Here is an 18,092-nt window from a genome sequence, read left to right as displayed (position 1 = left end):
TCAGCGTTTCAGCAGTACAGCGGCCCCGCCGACGCCCAGCGCTGCCAGCAGCAGCACGATCGCCCAGCCCGGGCTGGCCACGAACCAGACCAGGATCACGGCCAGCAGAACCGGCGAAACGGCGAACAACAGCATGCCTGGATGTTGTTTGGCGACCGCCCACGCACTGTTGGCACGGGTGCGGTCAATTTCTTTACCAGCCATACCTGCAAGCATGCGTCGCGCAGCCAGAATCAGCAATGTGTGCTTAGGGTGAGCAATGCACATGTCGACGACCGACAGGAGATTGCAGTGACGGGCCAGTGGCATCCAGACCCTGAAGGCCGTTTCGAGTACCGCTGGTGGGACGGTCAGCAGTGGACCGACCAGGTATCTCAGGGCGGTCAGGTGCAAACGGCGCCGCTCGGTGGCGCACCGCAAGCCCGCGAAGGTGCGGCCCCGGCCGGCGGCGCACCCGCGGGAGGCGCTCCGGCCGGGCAGCAGTTCGGCGGCGCGCCCGGCGGCCAGCAGTACGGCGGCGCGCAGGTCAGCGGTGGGCACGTGCCCGGTGGCGCGGACGGTTTCGCCGGTCTCAGCGGTGATCTGGTCGACGGCCGGTTCAGTGAGAACGAGGCCAAACCGATCGCCAACCAGAACCAGAAGATGCTGCGGGTTCGGCTCGGCGAGCCGTTCATGGCGCGGCAGGGTTCGATGGTGGCCTATCAGGGCGAGGTCGACTTCGCCTTCGAGGGCGGTGGTGCTTCGAAGTTCATCAAGAAGGCGTTCACCGGCGAGGGTCTGCCGTTGATGCGCTGCCAGGGCCGCGGTGACGTGTTCCTGGCCGACCGCGCCAACGACGTGCACCTGCTGCAGCTGACCAACTCCGGGCTGTCGGTGAGCGGCAAGAACGTGCTGGCGTTCTCGGCGTCGCTGCAGTGGGACATCGAGCGGGTCAAGGGCGGCAGCATCGCCACCGGCGGACTGTTCAACACCTCGCTGCGCGGTACCGGCTGGGTGGCACTGACCACCGACGGTCCCCCGGTGGTGCTGAACACCGCCGAAGCGCCCACCTACGCCGACACCGACGCTGTGGTGGCCTGGTCGGCGAACCTGCAGACCCACCTCAAGACCAGCTTCAAGGCCTCGGCGTTGATCGGTCGCGGCTCGGGTGAGGCCGTGCAGGTGGCGTTTCAGGGCGCGGGTTTCGTGATCGTGCAGCCGTCCGAGGGCGTCACGATCACCGCGACTGCCTGAGAGTCGACCCGGCACCTCGAGTGCCGGCAGCGAGCTACTCGGTGGGTAGCTTGCGGGCCCGGTACAACTTGACCGACCCGTGAATCCCCTTGAGGTAGCGGCTGCCCGCGTAGGACCAGTCGAAGTCACCGGCATCACCGATGACGTCCCGGGCCGAGGCGCCGACCAGCACGGTGCCGGGCCGGGCCACCCCGGTGACCCGGCTGGCTCGGTTCACCGGGCTGCCGAACCAGTCGCCGGCCCGGCTCACCGCCTCGCCGTAGGACATCCCGACCCGTAGCCGGGGAAAGCCGGCGTCGGCCTCGGCCGCGCCGGCCAGTTCGAGCATCGCGTTCAGCAGCGGAAGCGGATCGGGACAGACCAGCATCACGGCGTCGCCGATCGCCTTGACGAACCGCACCGGCGGGACCGCGACGGCGCGCGCCATGCCGGCCAGCCGGTTCGCCAGCTTCTCGAGTTCCTCGGGTTCCACGGCTTCGCCGAGTCGGGTGAAGTCCACCATGTCGGCGAACGCGACCGCGATCGGGCGGGCACCGGGCACCGGCGAACCCGAGGCCCGCTCGGAGGCGTTGACCGCCTCGGACTCCATCGCGTGCCGCAACTGCAGCATCAGCATGTCCTGGATCATCGGCCCCAACAGCGGGGCGGCCGCCGAGACGATCGCCTCCGAGCCCTGCGCGGTCTCCAGTTCGGTTGCCCCAGGTCGCAATACGGCAGCCAATGCGGTATGCCGCATCATCTCGGCCACGTTGGACAGCGCCTCGGCCAGTGCCCGGGTCACCTGCAGCAGCGGTTCCGGTTCCAAACCAAGGTGCAGGAACTTCGCGGTGTGCAGCACGGTTTCGCCGTCGGCGCGCAGGTACACCGGTTCGTCGATGTCCTCATCGGTGGGCAAGCCGAGTGCCTGCTGGACCCGACGCACCAGATCCACGCCGAGCCCGGCCCGATTGGCGATGTCCTTGGCCGAGACGTAGCGGCCGTCGTCGCCGATCAATCTCCGCGACGCCAACAGCATCGGTGAGATGGCGGTGCGGATCTCCTCGACGGTGAAACCCTTGCCCAGCAACCAGGCCGCCAACTCGGCGCGCTCGGTCCGTTCGCGGCCTTCCAGACCGTCCAGCAGACCGGCAGCTTCCACCTGCTGCGCGACGTCGGCGTCGTCGCGGTCGGGTGCTTGCCGTTCGGTCACTGCCGGCTCAGTTCGGATCGCTCGGCGGGGTCAGCGTCATCCCGGATTCCCGAACCAGACCCGCCAGCACCACGGCCACCAGCAACAAGGCAGGCACATCGCCCCACAGATGCCCGCGGTGCTGCACATCGCCGAAGGACTGCACCGCCATGATCACGGCATGCACCACGCTGGACCAGACCGTGAACCAGATCAGACTGAGATGGGCCTCCGGGCGTCGAGCCGCGATCCAGAGGAAGACGCCGAGCGTGACATAGAGCCCGACGATCATCATGAAGTAGTCCGACTGGTGCGGTGGCCCGTGGTGCCAGGCCCAGCCCGAGGGCCACAGCACTGCCAGTGGGTACAGCAACACCATCACGGTGCCGAACACCGCGAGCACGATCTGCAGAAGTCGGTAGCTGTTCACGGATGCCATGGCGCGCTCCACTCGAGACCGGTGTCACAGGCGTCACAGTACATTCGGGAGGCGGCGGCTTGGCCGAATCGGCCAGGTCATCCCAGCAGGAGGAATGCATGCCCGACGACCAGGTGAGAGGCTTGCCGCCGATCGTGGGCGGCAAACCCGACACGCTGTTTTTGGGAAATGCGCCGAGTGTGCTGTCGCTGGCCAAACAGCAGTACTACGGCAATCCGCGCAACGCCTTCTGGCCCATCATGGGTGAGTTGCTCGGCTTCTCCCCCGACGATCCCTATGAAGTTCGCACCGCCGCGATGATCGCAGCCGGTTACGCGGTATGGGATGTGCTGGCGTTCTGCCGGCGTGCGGGCAGCCTGGATTCCGCAGTGCAGCCAGAGAGCATGGAGGTCAACGACTTTGAGGCCTTCTTCGGTGAATGGCCCAGTATCACGCGGGTGATCTTCACCGGCGGCGCCGCACAGACCAACTACCGCCGGCTGGCCGTGGTGACCCGGCCGCTGGAGTATCTACGGTTGCCGTCGACCAGCCCGGCGCACACCGTGCCGTTCGCCGAGAAGCTGGCGATCTGGCGGGCGGCGTTGACCGCCGAAATACGTTGAGTCAGAACGTAGGTACGCGTATTTACGCAAACCACGTACATCAGCTCCAACTCAACGTAGGAGCCGAGTCAGCTGATCGGCGGCCGGCGGTGCGCCCAGGGCCGGTCGGCCTCGATCTCGGCGGCCAGCGACAGCAGCGTCGCCTCATCGAAGGGCCGGCCCACCAACTGGATCGACAGCGGCAGACCATGCCGGTCCAGTCCCCACGGCACCACCGCGGCCGGCTGCCCGGTGGCGTTGAACGCGGCCTGGTACGGCACCCGCGCCGCGGACAGCGCCAGCGTCGAGACCGCACCGAGCCTGCGGTAGGCCCCGATCTTGGACGGTCCGGTGGCCGCGCCCGGCGTGATCACCACGTCGACGTCGTCGAAGATCCTGGTGATCTGCGCGGTGAATTCTTGCTCGGCGGCCCGGATCTTGGCGATCCGGGCATCCGAGAACATCCGCCCGATCCGGGCCATCCCGCGGGTGCGGGAATCCAGTCGCTCCTGATGCGGCAGCACCTTGACGTCGTCGTAGATACCGCGGAAGTACCGGGGCAACACCTGGCCGTAGACCGCGGTGCGCGGATAGTCGATCTCGGCCGCCACCACCTCATGCCCGAGTTCACGCAGCAGCTGGCCCGCCTGGTGCACCGCAGCGCGCTGCTCGGCATCGCGATGCGCGGTCAACAGCGGAGGCACCTTGGTGCTCAACGCAATTCGCAACCGATTCGGCGGCCGGCCGGCCGCCCGGACGAAGCCGCCGTCGGGACCGGGCATCGACTTGTCACACGTGACATCTAGGAACAGCGCAGCGTCCTCGACGGTGTGGGTGAGCGGGCCGTTGCAGACCATGCCGCACCAGGCGTCGTCGTGCGGGGCCAGCGGCACCCGATCACGTTGCGGTTTGATACCGAACAGCCCGCACCAGGTGGCCGGGATCCGAATCGACCCGGCGCCGTCGGAACCCAGCGCCAGCGACGCCAGGCCGGCCGCCACCGCAGCCCCGCTGCCGCCGCTGCTGCCGCCCGGCGTGCGGGACAGATCCCACGGATTGTGCGTCGCACCGTAGGACACGGTTTCGGTGAACGGCCAGATCATCATCTCGGGCACCGCGGTCTTGCCCAGGATCACCGCGCCCGCCTCGCGCAGCAGCCGGACCACCTCGGAGTCCTTGGTGGGCGCCGGGCCGTGCGCGGTGCTGCCGTAGGTGGTGGTCTCCCCGGCGATGTCGCTGTCGTCCTTGATCGCGATCGGCACACCGAGCAGCGGCAGCCGCTCGCCGGCGTCCAGCCGCTGCTGCGCGAGCTCGGCGTCGCGGCGGGCCGCCTCGGCGAACACCACGCGATAGCTGCGCAGCTCCGGATCCAGCCGGGCGATCCGGCCCAGGTAGAGCTCGGTCAGCGCGGGCGCGGTGATCGCGCCGACCGCCAACAGCCGGGCCTGCTCGGCGGCACCCGCGAAGGCCAACTCGATGGAGTCCATGGCCGCAGCGTAGCCATCGCCGATTGGCTACGGTGACCGGATGTCCTGTGTGTTCTGCGCCATCGCAGCCGGCGACGCGCCGGCCATCCAGATCTACGAAGACGACGACCTACTGGCATTCCTCGACATCCGCCCGTTCGTGCGCGGACACACGCTGGTGATCCCGCGGGCGCACCACGTCGACCTGACCGACACGCCGCCCGACGTCGTCGCCTCGATGATGAAGCTGGGTCAGCGGATCGCCAAGGCCTCGCGGGTCTCCGGGCTGCACGCCGACGGCAACAACATCGTGATCAACGACGGCAAGGCCGCATTCCAGAGCGTGTTCCACATCCATCTGCACGTGGCACCGCGGCAGTTCGGCGACAAGCTGTCCTTCGCCAAGGGCCTGGTGGTGCGCCGCGACCCGGACCGGGAGACCTCGGGTCGGCTGCTGCGCGAGGCGCTGGCAGCGCTCGACGATTAGCACGCTCGACGCTTTAGAGCAGCTCCTTGGCCAGCAGCTCCAGGGTCTGCTCACGGGCCGGTGCGCTGGCCGGTTCGGTGCCTACCCTCGCCGAGCCGACCGGGTTGACCATCACCTCGTCGACGTCGTAACGCCGGGCCAGCGCGGTGAGCTGCTCGGCGGCCTCGGCCGGGGTCCCGACCACGGCCTTGGCCCGGCCGGACTCGATGATCGCCAGTTCCTGCGGCGTGGACTGCTGAGCTTGGGCATCTTCGACCAAGTCCAGCGCACCCAGCGGTTGGCCGGTGCGCAACCGGGCCATCATCTGCAGTTGCGGCAGCAGCGCAGCGTGCGCCTCCTCGGAGCTCGGTGCCACCGAGGCGTTGACGGTCAGGAAGGTCAGCGGCTCCGGGGTGAGCGCGCTGGGGACGAACTCGTCGCGGTAGACGGCCAGCGCCTCATCGGTGCCCTGCCCGGAGAAGTGGTGCGCGAACACGTACGGCAGCCCCTTGGCGGCGGCCAGGTGCGCCGAGTACAGCGACGACCCCAGCAGCCAGAGCCGGGGTTGGCCGCTGGCCAGCGGGGTGGCCTTGAGGATGTAGTCGGGTTGCTGCAGTCGGGCCGGCAGTTCCACCCGGACACCCGGCGGGCTCATCATGGCCGCGACCTCGTCGAGGTAGCGCGGGAAGTTCGCGATATCGGAGTCGTCGCGGCCGGCCGGGCCGCGCAACGCCACCGAGGTGACCGGGTCCGAGCCGGGCGCGCGGCCCAGGCCCAGGTCGATGCGCCCCGGTGCGGCGGCTTCCAGCAGAGCGAACTGCTCGGCGACGGCCAGCGGCGCGTGGTTGGGCAGCATCACACCACCGGAGCCGAGCCGAATTCGTTGGGTTTGCGCGGCCAGGTAGGCGATCAGTACCGGCGGGCTGGTGGCCGCGACTGCGGGCATGTTGTGGTGCTCGGCCAGCCAGTACCGGGTGTAGCCGAGCCGATCGGCCAGCTGCGCGACGGCGACCGTGGCCGCCAGCGCGTCGGCGGTGGTCTGGTCGGTGCGCACCGGAACGAGGTCGAGGACAGAGAGCTGCATGACATCTGTAACGCTGCCGGTCGCTGCAAGCTTCCCGCCCTTGCGATTTCGGTGCGGCTGGGGGCGCTGGGCGCCCCTGCGCGCACCGAAATCGCTCACACCAGTTCGGGTACCCGCAGCTGGGCCAGCGGCAGGTCAAACTCGCATTCGTCGAGGATGGCCGCCCCGGCGGCGTCGGCGGTGGCGAACTTCAGCGCATCGGACTGGGCCCGGTTGGCATCCATGGCGGCGCGCGAATCGAACGTGACGGTGGACACCGCGCGGCCCGCTGACCGGTTGACCATCAGGCTGGCACTGCAGAACCCTTCCAGGTGCTCGATCTCGGGCAGCGCCGACATCCGGTACAGGTCGATGCCGTCGTCGAGACGCTCCGGTTCGGTGCCGACCCAGGTGACCCGCGCGCAGGCGCCCTCGGGTGCCCGGCACGCGCGATGCAGGACCGCGATCTCCCACTGCTCGGAGCTGCGCAGGCTGCCGAACATGTCCTCGGCCCGGCTGCGCATCGGCTGTACCAGTGCCAGACCGGCCCGCAGGTCCGCCTCGCTCTGCCAGGCGCTGGTGAAGATGCACCGGCCGGTGTCGCGGTCCACCAGCAGCGAGACCCCGATGCACCCGTCGACGGCCTGCACCGACGGCATGACTTCGTCACGAACGAACGCGATCCCCGGGTCGATGGCCGCAGGTTGCACTCGAATGGTGGTGGAGCGTGCGTACACGTTTCCTCCTGGGGCATCAGGGCAGCGCCCCGGCGGCGCCACCGGTACCTCCCTACTGTCCTCCTACCGGCCACGTTGCACTGCGATTTCGGTGCGCGCAGGGGCGCTGAGCGCACCCAAACGCACCGAAATCGCTCAGATGCGGGCCAGGCCGCGGGCGTCGGTGAAGACGTCGTCGAGCATCGGCGGGGTGAGCCGGCCGGTGAACATGTTCTGCTGGCTGGGGTGAAAGCAACCCAGCAGGTGCAGACCCGACGGCAACTGGACGTGGGCCCGGTGGCCGAACTTGGGCCGCGGAACGCTGACCTGCTCGGCCAGCAGCCCCATCGCGACCTGCCAGGCGAACCCACCCAAGGTGACGATCACCCGGACGTGCGGTGCGATCAGCTGCCACTCCGCTCTCAGCCATGGCGCACACGTCGCCCGTTCGGCCGGCGTCGGCGCATTGCCCGGCGGGGCGCAGCGCACCGCGGCGATGATCCGGATCTTGTTGGCCCGCAAGCCATCTGCGGCATCCACCGAAGTGGGCTGGTTGACCAGCCCGCAGCGGTGCAGCGAGGCGAACAGCTGGTCCCCGGAGCGGTCACCGGTGAACACCCGGCCGGTCCGGTTGGCTCCGTTGGCGGCCGGGGCCAGCCCCAGGATCAGCACCCGGGGCCGCGCCACGCCCCAACCGGGAACCGGTCGGCCCCAATAGGGTTGGTCGGCGAACGACTTGCGTTTGGTCTCGGCCACCTGTTCGCGCCAGCTGACCAACCGCGGACACGCCCGACACACGCTGACCATGGCGTCCACGTCGCGGATCCGGGCGGTCTGCGCGGCCAGGTCGACGACGTCGTCGGCGTCCTCGGCGACCGGGGTGGTCGGGGTGGCCACATCCCCCGGCCAGCCGGCACCCGGCGGTACCGGGGACGCGAAGGCACGACCGGTGCGCGGATGAACAAGCACCCGACCATGGTGCCGCATGGCTTTTCAAATCGATTCCGGTAGCCCCGGATTGGGCATACGATCGGTCGGCCATGGCCACCTCCGCCCGCGGGCCCCTGCTGCTGATCCTGTGCGCGGCGTTGTTGGCCGGCACCGGCAACGGCATCTCGATGGTGGTGTTCCCGTGGCTGGTGCTGCAGCGCACCGGTTCGGCGCTGGACGCGTCGATCGTGGCGATGGCCGGCACCCTGCCGCTGCTGGTGGCCACCTTGATCGCCGGCGCCGCGGTGGACTACCTGGGCCGACGCCGGGTGTCGATGCTCTCGGATGCACTCTCGGCGGTCAGCGTGGCCGCGGTGCCGGTGATCGCGCTGAGTTTCGGGGCCGACGCCGTCAACGTCGCGGTGTTGGCGACGCTGGCCGCGCTCGGCGCGTTCTTCGACCCGGCCGGCATGACGGCCCGGGAAACCATGCTGCCCGAGGCCGCCAAACGCGCCGGGTGGACCCTGGACCGCGCCAACAGCTTCTACGAGGCCAGCTTCAACCTGGCCTACATCGTGGGCCCGGGCGTGGGCGGGCTGCTGATCGCCACGCTCGGCGGGGTCAACACCATGTGGGTGACCGCGGCGGCGTTCGGGTTGTCGATCCTGGCGATCGGGGCGCTGCGGCTGGAAGGGGCCGGCCCACCCGAACGCGACAAGCTGCCCGCCGGGGTGTGGTCGGGCATCGTCGAGGGTCTGCGCTTTGTCTGGAGCATCAAGGTGCTGCGCACGCTGGCGATCATCGACCTGATCATCACCGGGCTGTACATGCCGATGGAGTCGGTGCTGTTTCCCAAGTACTTCACCGACCGCAACGAGCCGGCCCAGTTGGGCTGGGTGCTGGTGGCACTGTCGGTCGGCGGACTGACCGGAGCGTTGGGCTATGCCTGGTTCAGCCGGTTCGTGTCGCGACGGGCCACCATGCTGGCGGCGATGCTCACCCTCGGGGCGGCGATGACGGTGATTGCGTTCCTGCCACCGCTGCCCTGGATTCTGGCGCTCAGCGCTCTGGTCGGCTTGTTCTACGGTCCGATCGCACCGATCTACAACTACGTCATGCAGACCCGGGCGCCGACGCAGCTGCGCGGCCGGGTGGTGGGCGTGATGGGCTCGCTGGCCTATGCGGCCGGACCGCTCGGCTTGATCGTCGCCGGCCCGCTGGCCGACGCCGCCGGGCTGCACGTCACGTTCCTGGCACTGTCACTGCCGATGCTGCTGATGGGTCTGATCGCGATCGGGCTACCGGCGCTGCGCGAGCTCGATCGGGTGGCGAGCACCGATCCGTAGGATCGACGGGTGAGCAAGTCAGCGATCGCCACCCTGGCCGCCCGGTTGCCCGAGGGCACCGTGGTCACCGATCCCGACATCCTGGCGTCCTATCGCCAGGACCGCGCCGCCGACCCAGCCGCCGGCACCCCGCTGGCCGTGCTGCGACCGACCCGCACCGAGGAGGTGCAAACCATCTTGCGCTGGGCCACCGAGCACCGGATCGCGGTCGTGCCGCGCGGTATGGGCACCGGCCTGTCCGGCGGTGCGACCGCGGTCGACGACGGCGTGGTGTTGTCCACCGAGCGGATGCGCGACATCACCGTCGACCCGGTGACCCGGACCGCCGTGGTGCAGCCCGGGTTGCTCAACGCCGAGGTCAAGCGGGTCGCCGCCGAGCACGGGCTGTGGTATCCGCCAGATCCGTCGTCGTTCGAGATCTGCAGTATCGGCGGCAACATCGCGACCAACGCCGGCGGGTTGTGCTGCGTGAAGTACGGCGTGACCACCGACTACGTGCTGGGTTTGCAGGTGGTGCTGGCCGACGGCAGCGCGGTGCGCCTCGGTGGCCCGCGCCTGAAAGACGTTGCGGGACTGAGCTTGACCAAGTTGTTCGTCGGCAGCGAGGGCACCCTCGGGGTGATCACCGAGGTGACGCTGCGGCTGCTGCCGCCGCAGCAGCCGGCCAGCACCGTGGTGGCGACGTTCCCGACGGTGACCGGTGCGTGCGGCGCGGTCACCGCGATCACCACCAAGATCCGCCCGGCCATGTTGGAGTTCATGGACTCGGTGGCGATCAACGCGGTCGAGGACAAGCTGAAGATGGGACTGGACCGCAACGCCGCTGCGATCATGGTGGCGGCCTCCGACGACCGCGGGCCCTCCGGCGCCGAGGACGCCGAGTTCATGGCCGCGGTGTTCACCGAATACGGTGCCACCGAGGTGTTTTCGACCTCCGACCCAGCCGAGGGTGAGGCGTTCGTAGCGGCGCGCCGATTCGCCATCCCGGCCGTCGAGGCCAAGGGGTCGCTGCTGCTCGAAGACGTTGGGGTGCCGCTGTCCGCGCTGGCCGATCTGGTGGCCGGGGTGCAGAAGTTGGCCGCCGAGGCCGGCCTGGTGATCTCGGTGATCGCGCACGCGGGCGACGGCAACACCCACCCGCTGATCGTCTATGACCCCAGCGACGCCGAGATGACCCGGCGGGCCGAACAGGCCTTCGGCGACATCATGGACCTGGCGTTGGCGTTGGGCGGCACCATCACCGGTGAGCACGGCGTGGGCCGGTTGAAGAAGCCGTGGCTGGGCGACTATCTCGGACCCGAGGCCATGGAACTGAACCGCCGGATCAAGACCGCACTGGATCCGGACGGGATCCTGAACCCGGGTGCGGTGCTCTGAGCTCGGGCTCTCAGTCGACTTTCGGGCAGTAGAAGCGCGGGTCGCCGCGGTATTCGAGCGGCGGCAGGTTGCGCGCGGGCGTCTGCACCAGCGGCGCGTCCACCGGCAGTCGGCCCGAGGCGCGATCCAACGCCGAGCGCTTGCGCGGATGCATCAGTGCGCGCTTGGGGCCGTACTTGTTGACCAGCGTGATCACGTTGCACAGCCGGTCGTGCCACCACTGCTTGCGCGGCGACCAGCTGTAGCCCATCAGCTCACGCACCGGCTCGTCGTAGAGCGCGACGGTCATGAACGTCAGGAAGCGCTGCATGACCTTGAGGTTGAGCGCCCAGATCGGATCCGGAATCCAGTTCAGCGACGGATGTTTGGGCATCGTCGACAGGTCCATCACCTCGCGTGCGGCCCAGGTGTTCTCCAGCACGTTGCGGCACATGTGATCCCAGTACTCCTGGAATTCCTCCCAGGTCTTGGGCACCGGGCGCATGCTCAGCCCGTACATCCGGTACCAGGTGATGTGCTCGTCGAACAGCTGCCGTTTGTCGTCCTCGGTCAGCCCGCCGGCGAACTTCTCGGCGGCCAGCAGAGTCGACTTGAAGAACGTCGCGTGCGCCCAGTAGAAGACGTCCGGGTTGAGCGCGCTGTACCGGCGACCCTGGTCGTCGACGCCATTGAGGCCGATGTGGTAATCGCGGACCTCGGCAGCGGTCTGCGGGGCGCGGTAGCCGTCGAACACCACGCCGCCGATCGGGTAGATCGACCGCATCAGCCGTGGGATGCGCTCCATGAAGAAGATCGAGTGGTCCTTCACGGCGGCGCCGAGCTGCGGGTGCATGTTCTGCATCGAACCGGCCCAGGTGCCCTGGAACAGGCCCGTCCACTGACCGAAGTACTTCCAGGTCAGCGAATCGGGACCGAGCGGCACCGGCGGGGCGTCGTAGCCGCCGGCGCTCACCGGGCAGCCTGCGCTCAGTACCGCATCACTGGCCGCCGGGCAGGTATCCGACATCTCTTGGGTCACGAGTAAGCGCTCCAGTCACCGTTGGACAAGTTTGGACAACATGCGTTGTCAACGTAGCAGAGCTTACGAGCACTCGGCATTCCCGGTCAACGCCACCCCGACAGTCCCCGCTCGACGGTTGACACATCTACCCCGCTGTCGTACAAATTAGACATTATGACGCAGATGTCTCAACACGCGGCGGCCCAGTTCCGCCTCGCCGACGCCGGATCGTGGGCCGACCCCTGGCCGATGTATCGCGCGCTGCGCGATCACGATCCGGTGCACCACGTGGTTCCGCCCGAACACCCCGACCAGGACTACTACGTGTTGTCCCGGCACGCCGACGTCTGGGCAGCCGCGCGCGACCACCAAAGTTTCTCCTCGGCGCAAGGCCTGACCGTCACCTACGGCGAACTGGAACTCATTGGTTTACAAGACAATCCACCGATGGTGATGCAGGACCCGCCGGTGCACACCGCATTCCGCAAGCTGGTCGCGCGCGGGTTCACGCCGCGGCAGGTCGAGGCCGTCGAGCCCACGGTGCGCGAGTTCGTAGTGGCCCGCATCGAGGCACTGCGGGCCCGCGGCGGTGGCGACATCGTGGCCGAACTGTTCAAACCGCTGCCGTCCATGGTGGTGGCGCACTACCTCGGAGTTCCGGAAGCCGACCGCGCCCAGTTCGACGGCTGGACCGACGCGATCGTGGCAGCCAACAGCGCCGAAGGCGGGCTGGGCAGTGCGCTGGACACCGTGGGTTCGGCGCTGGGCGAGATGATGGCCTACTTCACCGCGCTGATCGAACGCCGTCGCCGCGATCCCGGCGACGACACCATCTCGCACCTGGTGGCCGCCGGCCTGGGCACCGACGACGACCCAGCCGGGCTGCTGTCCATCCTGGCGTTCACCTTCACCATGGTCACCGGCGGCAACGACACCAGCACCGGAATGCTCGGCGGTGCCGTACAACTGCTGCACCGACACCCCGAACAGCGCCGAATGCTGGTGGAAGACCCGGAACTGATCCCGGATGCGGTCGAGGAGTTCCTGCGGCTGACCTCGCCCGTGCAGGGCCTGTGCCGCACCACCACCCGCGACGTCACCGTCGCCGAAACCACCATCCCGGCCGGTCGCAAGGTGCTGCTGCTGTACGGGTCGGCCAACCGCGATGAACGGCAATTCGGTTCGGATGCAGCAGAACTCGACGTCACCCGCCGGCCGCGCAACATCTTGACCTTCAGCCACGGCGCGCACCACTGCCTGGGCGCGGCGGCGGCCCGCATGCAGTCCCGGGTCGCGCTGACCGAATTGCTGGCCCGCTGCCCGGATTTCCGTATCGACGAAGCCGGCGTCCGGTGGGCCGACGGCCACTACGTGCGCCGCCCGTTGTCGGTACCGTTCACGGTGACCTGATGGCCGGCAACAACTGGCTCGCCTCGGAGCGCGACGAGGTTGCCGTGGACCGGATCCTGCGCGCCGCCGACGCGTTGTTCACCCAGCACTCGGCCGCCTCGGTCGGGATGAACGAAATCGCCAAGGCCGCAGGGTGTTCGCGGGCCACGCTGTACCGCTACTTCCCGAACCGGCAGGCGCTGCACACCGCCTACGTGCATCGCGAGGCGCAGGCCGCCTACCAGCAGCTGATCGATCGACTGCGCGGCGTCCACGATCCCCGCCGACGTCTGGTCGACGGGTTCCTCGGCGCCCTGGATCTGGTCCGCTCCAACCCGGCGCTGCTGTCCTGGTTTGCACCCGACGACGCCCCGGTCGGCGCCGAGATCGCCGAACGCTCCGAGCTGATCACCACCATGGTGTCGGCCTTCGTCAGTGCGCTGGACCCGGCCGAAGCCACCGAGGCGATCGACCGTAAGGCGCGCTGGCTGGTCCGGGTGCTGACCTCGCTGCTGATCGCCCCGGGCCGAGACGCCGACGACGAACGCCGGATGGTGACCGAGTTCCTGGTGCCGGTGCTGCTCGCCCCGGTTCGAACTGATCAGGCCGACCAGTAGGCCTGCGACTTGATCGCGGTGCGCGGCACCGCGTAGTCCTCCCGGAAGACCTTCGTCACCGCCCGGGTGGTGCGGGTGTCACATGCCACCCAGGCGAAGTGATCGGAGGCGTCGAACGCTGCCGCAGTTATGGTTTCGACCAGTGCGCGGCCGTCATCGACGCGATCCACCCAGATCACCTCGACGTCGGCGTCGGGAGCCACCTGCACCGGCAAGTCGCGGTCCTCGTCGTGCGGCGCTTCCAAGAACACCCAGGCCGGGATGTCCCCGATCGCGTCGAGCAGCGAGTTGATCGCCGGCAGTGAGGCGGTGTCCCCGGCGATCAGGTAACCGGCCGGGCTCGGGCTGGGCAGCGCGAAGCTGCTGCCCAGCACCGTGACCTCGAGGACGTCACCGGGTGCGGCATCGCAGGCCCACCGGGTGGCGATCCCGTCGTGCAGCGCGAAATCGATGTCCACGGTGCCGGTTTGGCGATCGGGGTTGACCAGGGTGTAGCCGCGCTGGTGGGCGCGATCACCGTCGGGAAACCAGCCGCGCACCCACAGGGTCGGGTGCAGTCGGGCTGCCGCGAGCAACTCCGGCGCGTGGAAGTGCAGCCGCAGATAGTGCGGGCCGACTTCGGTGCGGCCGGTAACCGTCAGTTCGTAGTCGCCGCCGCGGAACAGCTTGACCAGCGCGCCGTCGAGACCGCGGGACGGTTTGCGTTGCGTCATCGAACCCACCCTCCGTCGAAGTTAGGTCAGCCTAACTCCGCGCCGGGATGTTGTGCGGCCTCCCGCAACGCGGCCGCAGTCAGGGCCGGCGTACCCGGGTGAACCGGTGCAGCAGCCAGGACAGCGGGATGGTGAACACCATGGTCACCACGAACAAGTTCAGCATCGACCCGGTGAACACCGGGATGTGCAACACCTCGACCATCACCAGTTCCATCACCATCATGTGCACCAGGAAGATCTCGTAGGAGATCTCGCCGAGCCACACCATGGGCCGACTCGCCATGAACCGGCTGTACCAGCCGCGGTTGCCCAAGGCCAGCGGCGCGACCGCCAGTCCGGCGATCGCGGCGAAGAAGCTCACCTTCACGATCGCGGCGGTCAATTCGTTGGGCGAGGTTTGGAATTCGCCGCCGATCGGGGTCGACACGATCAGGAAGCACACGATCGCCAGCGGCACCGCAACGAACCCGTACACCTGGACCCGCATGGCCTGCAGCACCGCCAGCGCCATCCCGACCAGGAACCAGAGCAGATAGGTGGGCAGCCACAGCCGCGCACCCTCCACCAGCGGCACCTCGGAATGCACCAGCACCAACCAGGCCGGCGTGATCAACGCCAGCAGACACAACGCGCCCAGCAGTCGCACCGGCTGCCAACGGCGCCGGCACAGCACCACCAACAACAGGTAGGCCAGGCCCGGCAGCACCGCATAGAACGACACCTCGACCGCCAGGCTCCACATCTGGATCAGGCCCTGGTGCAGGAACGCGTAAATGTAGTTGTCGGTGTAGATCTGGGTCAGCGTGACGTTGCGCAGGAACCCTTCCCAAGTGTGGCCGGGGTTGGGTCCGGCGGTACGGAAGTGGTACAGCAGATAGGCGGCCAGCACCGTGACCACGTAGGCCGGCATGATGCGGCGCACCCGGTGCCAGGCGTAGCGACGCACCGAGGGCTCCGGTTTGTCATTGGCCACCGCGCGCACCCACGGTGCGAACAGCAGAAAACCGGAGAGCACGAAGAAGATCGGAACCCCGACCTCGAGCCGCGATGACGCCAATCCCCAGTAGCCGAGCGGGTACTTGCCGGTGCTGTAGGCGGCGTGGGTGGCGACCACGAGCATGGCCGCCACGGCCCGGATGCCGGTGAGTGAGGCGACCCGCCCGCGGGGATGCGAAATCGATTCCAACCCACCCTGTTCGCCGCTGTACAACGATTGGGTCATTGCGATTTACGTGGTTTGTACGCCTTCTTGTATGGCTTCTTGCCGGGCTTTGCCGGCTTCCCGGATCGGTGTTCCCGGTGGGCTGGTCCATGGTCCAGACGCAGGTTGATCGGCTCGCCCTGAATCCGGGTCTTCGACAGCGCGCGCCAGGTTTCCGAGGACAGCTCAGCCGGCAGTTCCACCAGCGAGAAGTCCAGCTTGATCGCGATGTGCCCGAAATCGCTGCGATTCAACCCGCCTTCGTTGGCGATCGCCCCGACGATGGCGCCCGGCATCACCTTGTGCCGCTTGCCGACGTCGATCCGATAGGTCGCGAAATCTCCTCTGCCCCTTGACCGCTCACCCCGGGCCGGCCGGTCGGGCCGCTCGGCGCGTTCGCGTCGCTGCTCCGGCGGCGGTTCGACCATCAGGAACGCCTCGCCGTCCCGGGACTGCAGTGCCAGCGCCGCGGCGATGTCGGCCAACGGCACGTCGTTCTCGCGTTCGTAGTCCTCGATCAGCCGGCGGAACAGTTCCAGGCCCGGCGAACTGAGGGTGTCGGTGATCGAGTCCCGGAACTTCGCCACCCGCTGCGCGTTGACGTCGTCGACGCTGGGCAATTCGGACTCGACCAGCTTGGACCGGGTGTGCTTCTCGATCGCCTTGAGCAGATGCCGCTCCCGCGGCGTGACGAACAGCAGCGCCGCCCCGGAACGGCCGGCCCGCCCGGTACGTCCGATCCGGTGCACATAGGACTCGGTGTCGTGCGGGATGTCGTAGTTGACCACGTGGCTGATCCGCTCCACGTCCAGACCGCGCGCGGCGACGTCGGTGGCGATCAGGATGTCGAGCTTGCCCTCCTTGAGCGAGGCGATGGTCCGCTCGCGTTGGGCTTGCGCGATGTCGCCGTTGATCGCGGCCGCGGAGAACCCGCGGGCACGCAACCGTTCGGCGACCTCCTCGGTGGCCTGCTTGGTGCGGACGAACACGATCATCGCGTCGAACGGCTCGACTTCCAGCACCCGGGTCAGGGCATCCAGCTTGCGCGGCCCGGCGACCTGGATGAAGCGCTGCGAGATGTTGTCGGCGGTCGCGGTCTTGGCTTCGACGGTCACCTCGACCGGATCGTGCAGGTACTTGCTGGTGATCTTGCGGATGGCCGGCGGCATGGTCGCCGAGAACAACGCGACCTGCTTGTACTCCGGGGTGTCGGCCAGGATGCGTTCGACGTCCTCGGCGAAGCCCATCTGCAACATCTCGTCGGCCTCGTCGAGCACCAGGTAGTCCAGCCGGGACAGATCCAGCCGACCCTTCTCCAGGTGGTCGATCACCCGGCCTGGGGTGCCGACCACCACCTGCGCGCCGCGTTTGAGCCCGGCCAACTGCGGGCCGTAGGACGAGCCGCCGTAGATGGCCAGCACGTTGAGCTCGGGCAGCTGGGCACCGTAACGACCGAACGCCTCGGCGACCTGCAGCGCCAACTCGCGGGTGGGTGCCAGCACCAGGGCCTGGGTGGCCCGGCTGCTGACGTCGATCTTGGACAGGATCGGGATGGCGAACGCTGCAGTCTTGCCGGTGCCGGTCTGGGCTAGGCCGACCACATCCGAACCCGCCAACAAGGCGGGAATGGTGGCAGCCTGGATCGCCGACGGCGTTTCGTAGCCGACGTCGAGTACCGCCTGCAACACCGCGGGATGAATCTGCAGGTCCGCGAATGTCGCGTGGGGTGGATCGGGGATGGTCATTGGTCAAGCAGTCTAATCCCAGGCGGCGGCCGCGCCTGACCGATGAGCCCGATGCCAGCCGGTAGCCTGCCCGGTGTGTTCAGGCAAGCCAGCAAGGCCAGGTGGGCTGCGGTCCTGATCGTCGCGGCCGCCACCCTGGCCGCAGGCTGCGGTTCCGGGGACTCCACCGTCGCCAAGACGCCGCAACCCGAAGTCGAGGCGGCACCCACCTCGGAGTCGGTCACCGCACCGGAGACCAGCGCCGCACCCGAGGCAGATCCGTGCGCGGTGAACCTGGCGGCCCCCGCGATCGCCGAAGCGGTCTCGTCGCTGCCGAAGGATCCGCGCAGCAACCAGGGCTGGAGCAGCGAACCCGTCGCCGGCAACTACAACGAATGTGCGCAGCTGTCGGCGGTGATCGTCGAGGCCAACACCAACGCCGAGCAGCCGAGCACCCGGGCCGTGCTGTTCCACCAGGGCAAGTTCATCCCCACCGGGGTGCCGGACACGTTCGGCTTCAACGGCATCGACACCGAGCAGAGCACCGGTGACACCGTGGCGCTGAAGTACTCGTCGGGCCTGCCGGGGCTGGACAGCGTGGTGAAGTTCCGCTGGAACGGTGAAGCAGTCGAGTTGATCTCCAACGCGCCGCGCTGAGCC

General features: G+C 68.4%; 19 protein-coding genes. 8 read left to right on the top strand and 11 right to left on the bottom strand.

The genetic code is table 11. The annotated features are described in order from the left end of the window. Positions 1-309 (bottom strand): hypothetical protein, encoded by a 309-nt coding sequence (locus tag AC5Y3P_RS08030; protein ID WP_500045364.1) that lies wholly within the window; start codon positions 307-309, stop codon positions 1-3. Here AC5Y3P_RS08030 and AC5Y3P_RS08025 point away from each other — a divergent pair. After that, positions 292-1,233: an AIM24 family protein gene (locus AC5Y3P_RS08025; protein ID WP_500045363.1), complete on the top strand. Its 942-nt coding sequence runs from the start codon at positions 292-294 to the stop codon at positions 1,231-1,233. The genes AC5Y3P_RS08030 and AC5Y3P_RS08025 overlap by 18 nt on opposite strands. Positions 1,234-1,267: 34 nt before the next feature. On the opposite strand, the gene AC5Y3P_RS08020 is transcribed toward AC5Y3P_RS08025, so the two are convergent. Further along, on the bottom strand, positions 1,268-2,371 hold the full coding sequence (locus AC5Y3P_RS08020; RefSeq protein ID WP_500045394.1) for an adenylate/guanylate cyclase domain-containing protein: 1,104 nt from the start codon (positions 2,369-2,371) through the stop codon (positions 1,268-1,270). A 58-nt stretch (positions 2,372-2,429) separates the two neighbouring features. Continuing rightward, positions 2,430-2,840 (bottom strand): DUF6632 domain-containing protein, encoded by a 411-nt coding sequence (locus AC5Y3P_RS08015; protein ID WP_500045362.1) that lies wholly within the window; start codon positions 2,838-2,840, stop codon positions 2,430-2,432. A gap of 98 nt (positions 2,841-2,938) precedes the next feature. Between AC5Y3P_RS08015 and AC5Y3P_RS08010 the strand changes: the two genes are divergently transcribed. After that, on the top strand, positions 2,939-3,442 hold the full coding sequence (locus AC5Y3P_RS08010; protein WP_500045361.1) for a DNA-deoxyinosine glycosylase: 504 nt from the start codon (positions 2,939-2,941) through the stop codon (positions 3,440-3,442). A 68-nt stretch (positions 3,443-3,510) separates the two neighbouring features. On the opposite strand, the gene AC5Y3P_RS08005 is transcribed toward AC5Y3P_RS08010, so the two are convergent. Continuing rightward, a complete protein-coding gene (locus tag AC5Y3P_RS08005) occupies positions 3,511-4,908 on the bottom strand; it encodes an amidase (protein WP_500045360.1) in 1,398 nt (465 codons plus the stop codon). Between the two features lie 40 nt (positions 4,909-4,948). Between AC5Y3P_RS08005 and AC5Y3P_RS08000 the strand changes: the two genes are divergently transcribed. After that, positions 4,949-5,374: an HIT family protein gene (locus tag AC5Y3P_RS08000; protein WP_500045359.1), complete on the top strand. Its 426-nt coding sequence runs from the start codon at positions 4,949-4,951 to the stop codon at positions 5,372-5,374. Positions 5,375-5,387: 13 nt separating this feature from the next. Here AC5Y3P_RS08000 and AC5Y3P_RS07995 read toward each other — a convergent pair whose 3' ends face one another. From AC5Y3P_RS07995 to AC5Y3P_RS07985, 3 genes are all read right to left on the bottom strand, one after another. Then, positions 5,388-6,437, bottom strand: coding sequence for an LLM class flavin-dependent oxidoreductase (locus AC5Y3P_RS07995; RefSeq protein WP_500045358.1), 1,050 nt, complete (start codon positions 6,435-6,437; stop codon positions 5,388-5,390). 95 nt (positions 6,438-6,532) lie between these two features. Next, complete coding sequence (locus AC5Y3P_RS07990; RefSeq protein WP_500045357.1) at positions 6,533-7,153, bottom strand: putative quinol monooxygenase; 621 nt, start codon at positions 7,151-7,153, stop codon at positions 6,533-6,535. A 135-nt stretch (positions 7,154-7,288) separates the two neighbouring features. Then, entirely contained in the window at positions 7,289-8,119 is an 831-nt protein-coding gene (locus tag AC5Y3P_RS07985; RefSeq protein WP_500045356.1) for a uracil-DNA glycosylase, read from the bottom strand. A 53-nt stretch (positions 8,120-8,172) separates the two neighbouring features. Between AC5Y3P_RS07985 and tap the strand changes: the two genes are divergently transcribed. Both tap and AC5Y3P_RS07975 read left to right on the top strand, forming a co-directional pair. Continuing rightward, complete coding sequence (gene tap / locus AC5Y3P_RS07980) at positions 8,173-9,408, top strand: multidrug efflux MFS transporter Tap (protein ID WP_500045355.1); 1,236 nt, start codon at positions 8,173-8,175, stop codon at positions 9,406-9,408. Positions 9,409-9,417: 9 nt separating this feature from the next. Further along, positions 9,418-10,785 carry an FAD-binding oxidoreductase gene (locus AC5Y3P_RS07975; RefSeq protein ID WP_500045353.1) on the top strand — a complete coding sequence of 456 codons (1,368 nt, stop codon included), beginning with the start codon at positions 9,418-9,420 and terminating at the stop codon, positions 10,783-10,785. A gap of 10 nt (positions 10,786-10,795) precedes the next feature. On the opposite strand, the gene AC5Y3P_RS07970 is transcribed toward AC5Y3P_RS07975, so the two are convergent. Then, complete coding sequence (locus AC5Y3P_RS07970) at positions 10,796-11,791, bottom strand: oxygenase MpaB family protein (RefSeq protein WP_500045393.1); 996 nt, start codon at positions 11,789-11,791, stop codon at positions 10,796-10,798. A 177-nt stretch (positions 11,792-11,968) separates the two neighbouring features. Between AC5Y3P_RS07970 and AC5Y3P_RS07965 the strand changes: the two genes are divergently transcribed. Together AC5Y3P_RS07965 and AC5Y3P_RS07960 are read left to right on the top strand one after the other, a co-directional pair. Further along, positions 11,969-13,195, top strand: a complete 1,227-nt coding sequence (locus AC5Y3P_RS07965) for a cytochrome P450 (protein ID WP_500045352.1) — start codon at positions 11,969-11,971, stop codon at positions 13,193-13,195. After that, positions 13,195-13,791 (top strand): TetR/AcrR family transcriptional regulator, encoded by a 597-nt coding sequence (locus AC5Y3P_RS07960; protein WP_500045350.1) that lies wholly within the window; start codon positions 13,195-13,197, stop codon positions 13,789-13,791. The genes AC5Y3P_RS07965 and AC5Y3P_RS07960 overlap by 1 nt, the downstream gene beginning before the upstream one ends. On the opposite strand, the gene AC5Y3P_RS07955 is transcribed toward AC5Y3P_RS07960, so the two are convergent. The 3 genes from AC5Y3P_RS07955 to AC5Y3P_RS07945 form a co-directional block, all read right to left on the bottom strand. Then, the gene (locus tag AC5Y3P_RS07955) at positions 13,776-14,504 is read right to left on the bottom strand and encodes a siderophore-interacting protein (protein WP_500045349.1); all 729 of its coding nucleotides are present in this window, start codon (positions 14,502-14,504) and stop codon (positions 13,776-13,778) included. The genes AC5Y3P_RS07960 and AC5Y3P_RS07955 overlap by 16 nt on opposite strands. Before the next feature lie 79 nt (positions 14,505-14,583). Continuing rightward, a complete protein-coding gene (locus AC5Y3P_RS07950; protein ID WP_500045348.1) occupies positions 14,584-15,729 on the bottom strand; it encodes an acyltransferase family protein in 1,146 nt (381 codons plus the stop codon). Continuing rightward, positions 15,726-17,453: a DEAD/DEAH box helicase gene (locus AC5Y3P_RS07945; RefSeq protein ID WP_500045346.1), complete on the bottom strand. Its 1,728-nt coding sequence runs from the start codon at positions 17,451-17,453 to the stop codon at positions 15,726-15,728. Before AC5Y3P_RS07945 ends, AC5Y3P_RS07950 begins: the two co-directional genes overlap by 4 nt. 66 nt (positions 17,454-17,519) lie before the next feature. Between AC5Y3P_RS07945 and AC5Y3P_RS07940 the strand changes: the two genes are divergently transcribed. Beyond that, the gene (locus tag AC5Y3P_RS07940; RefSeq protein WP_500045392.1) at positions 17,520-18,089 is read left to right on the top strand and encodes an LppP/LprE family lipoprotein; all 570 of its coding nucleotides are present in this window, start codon (positions 17,520-17,522) and stop codon (positions 18,087-18,089) included. Positions 18,090-18,092: the final 3 nt, after the last annotated feature.

The sequence above is a fragment of the Mycobacterium sp. NGS45 genome (assembly GCF_059812645.1).
Note: the sequence above shows the minus strand (reverse complement) of the source record. Positions and strands in the feature narration are given on the sequence as shown.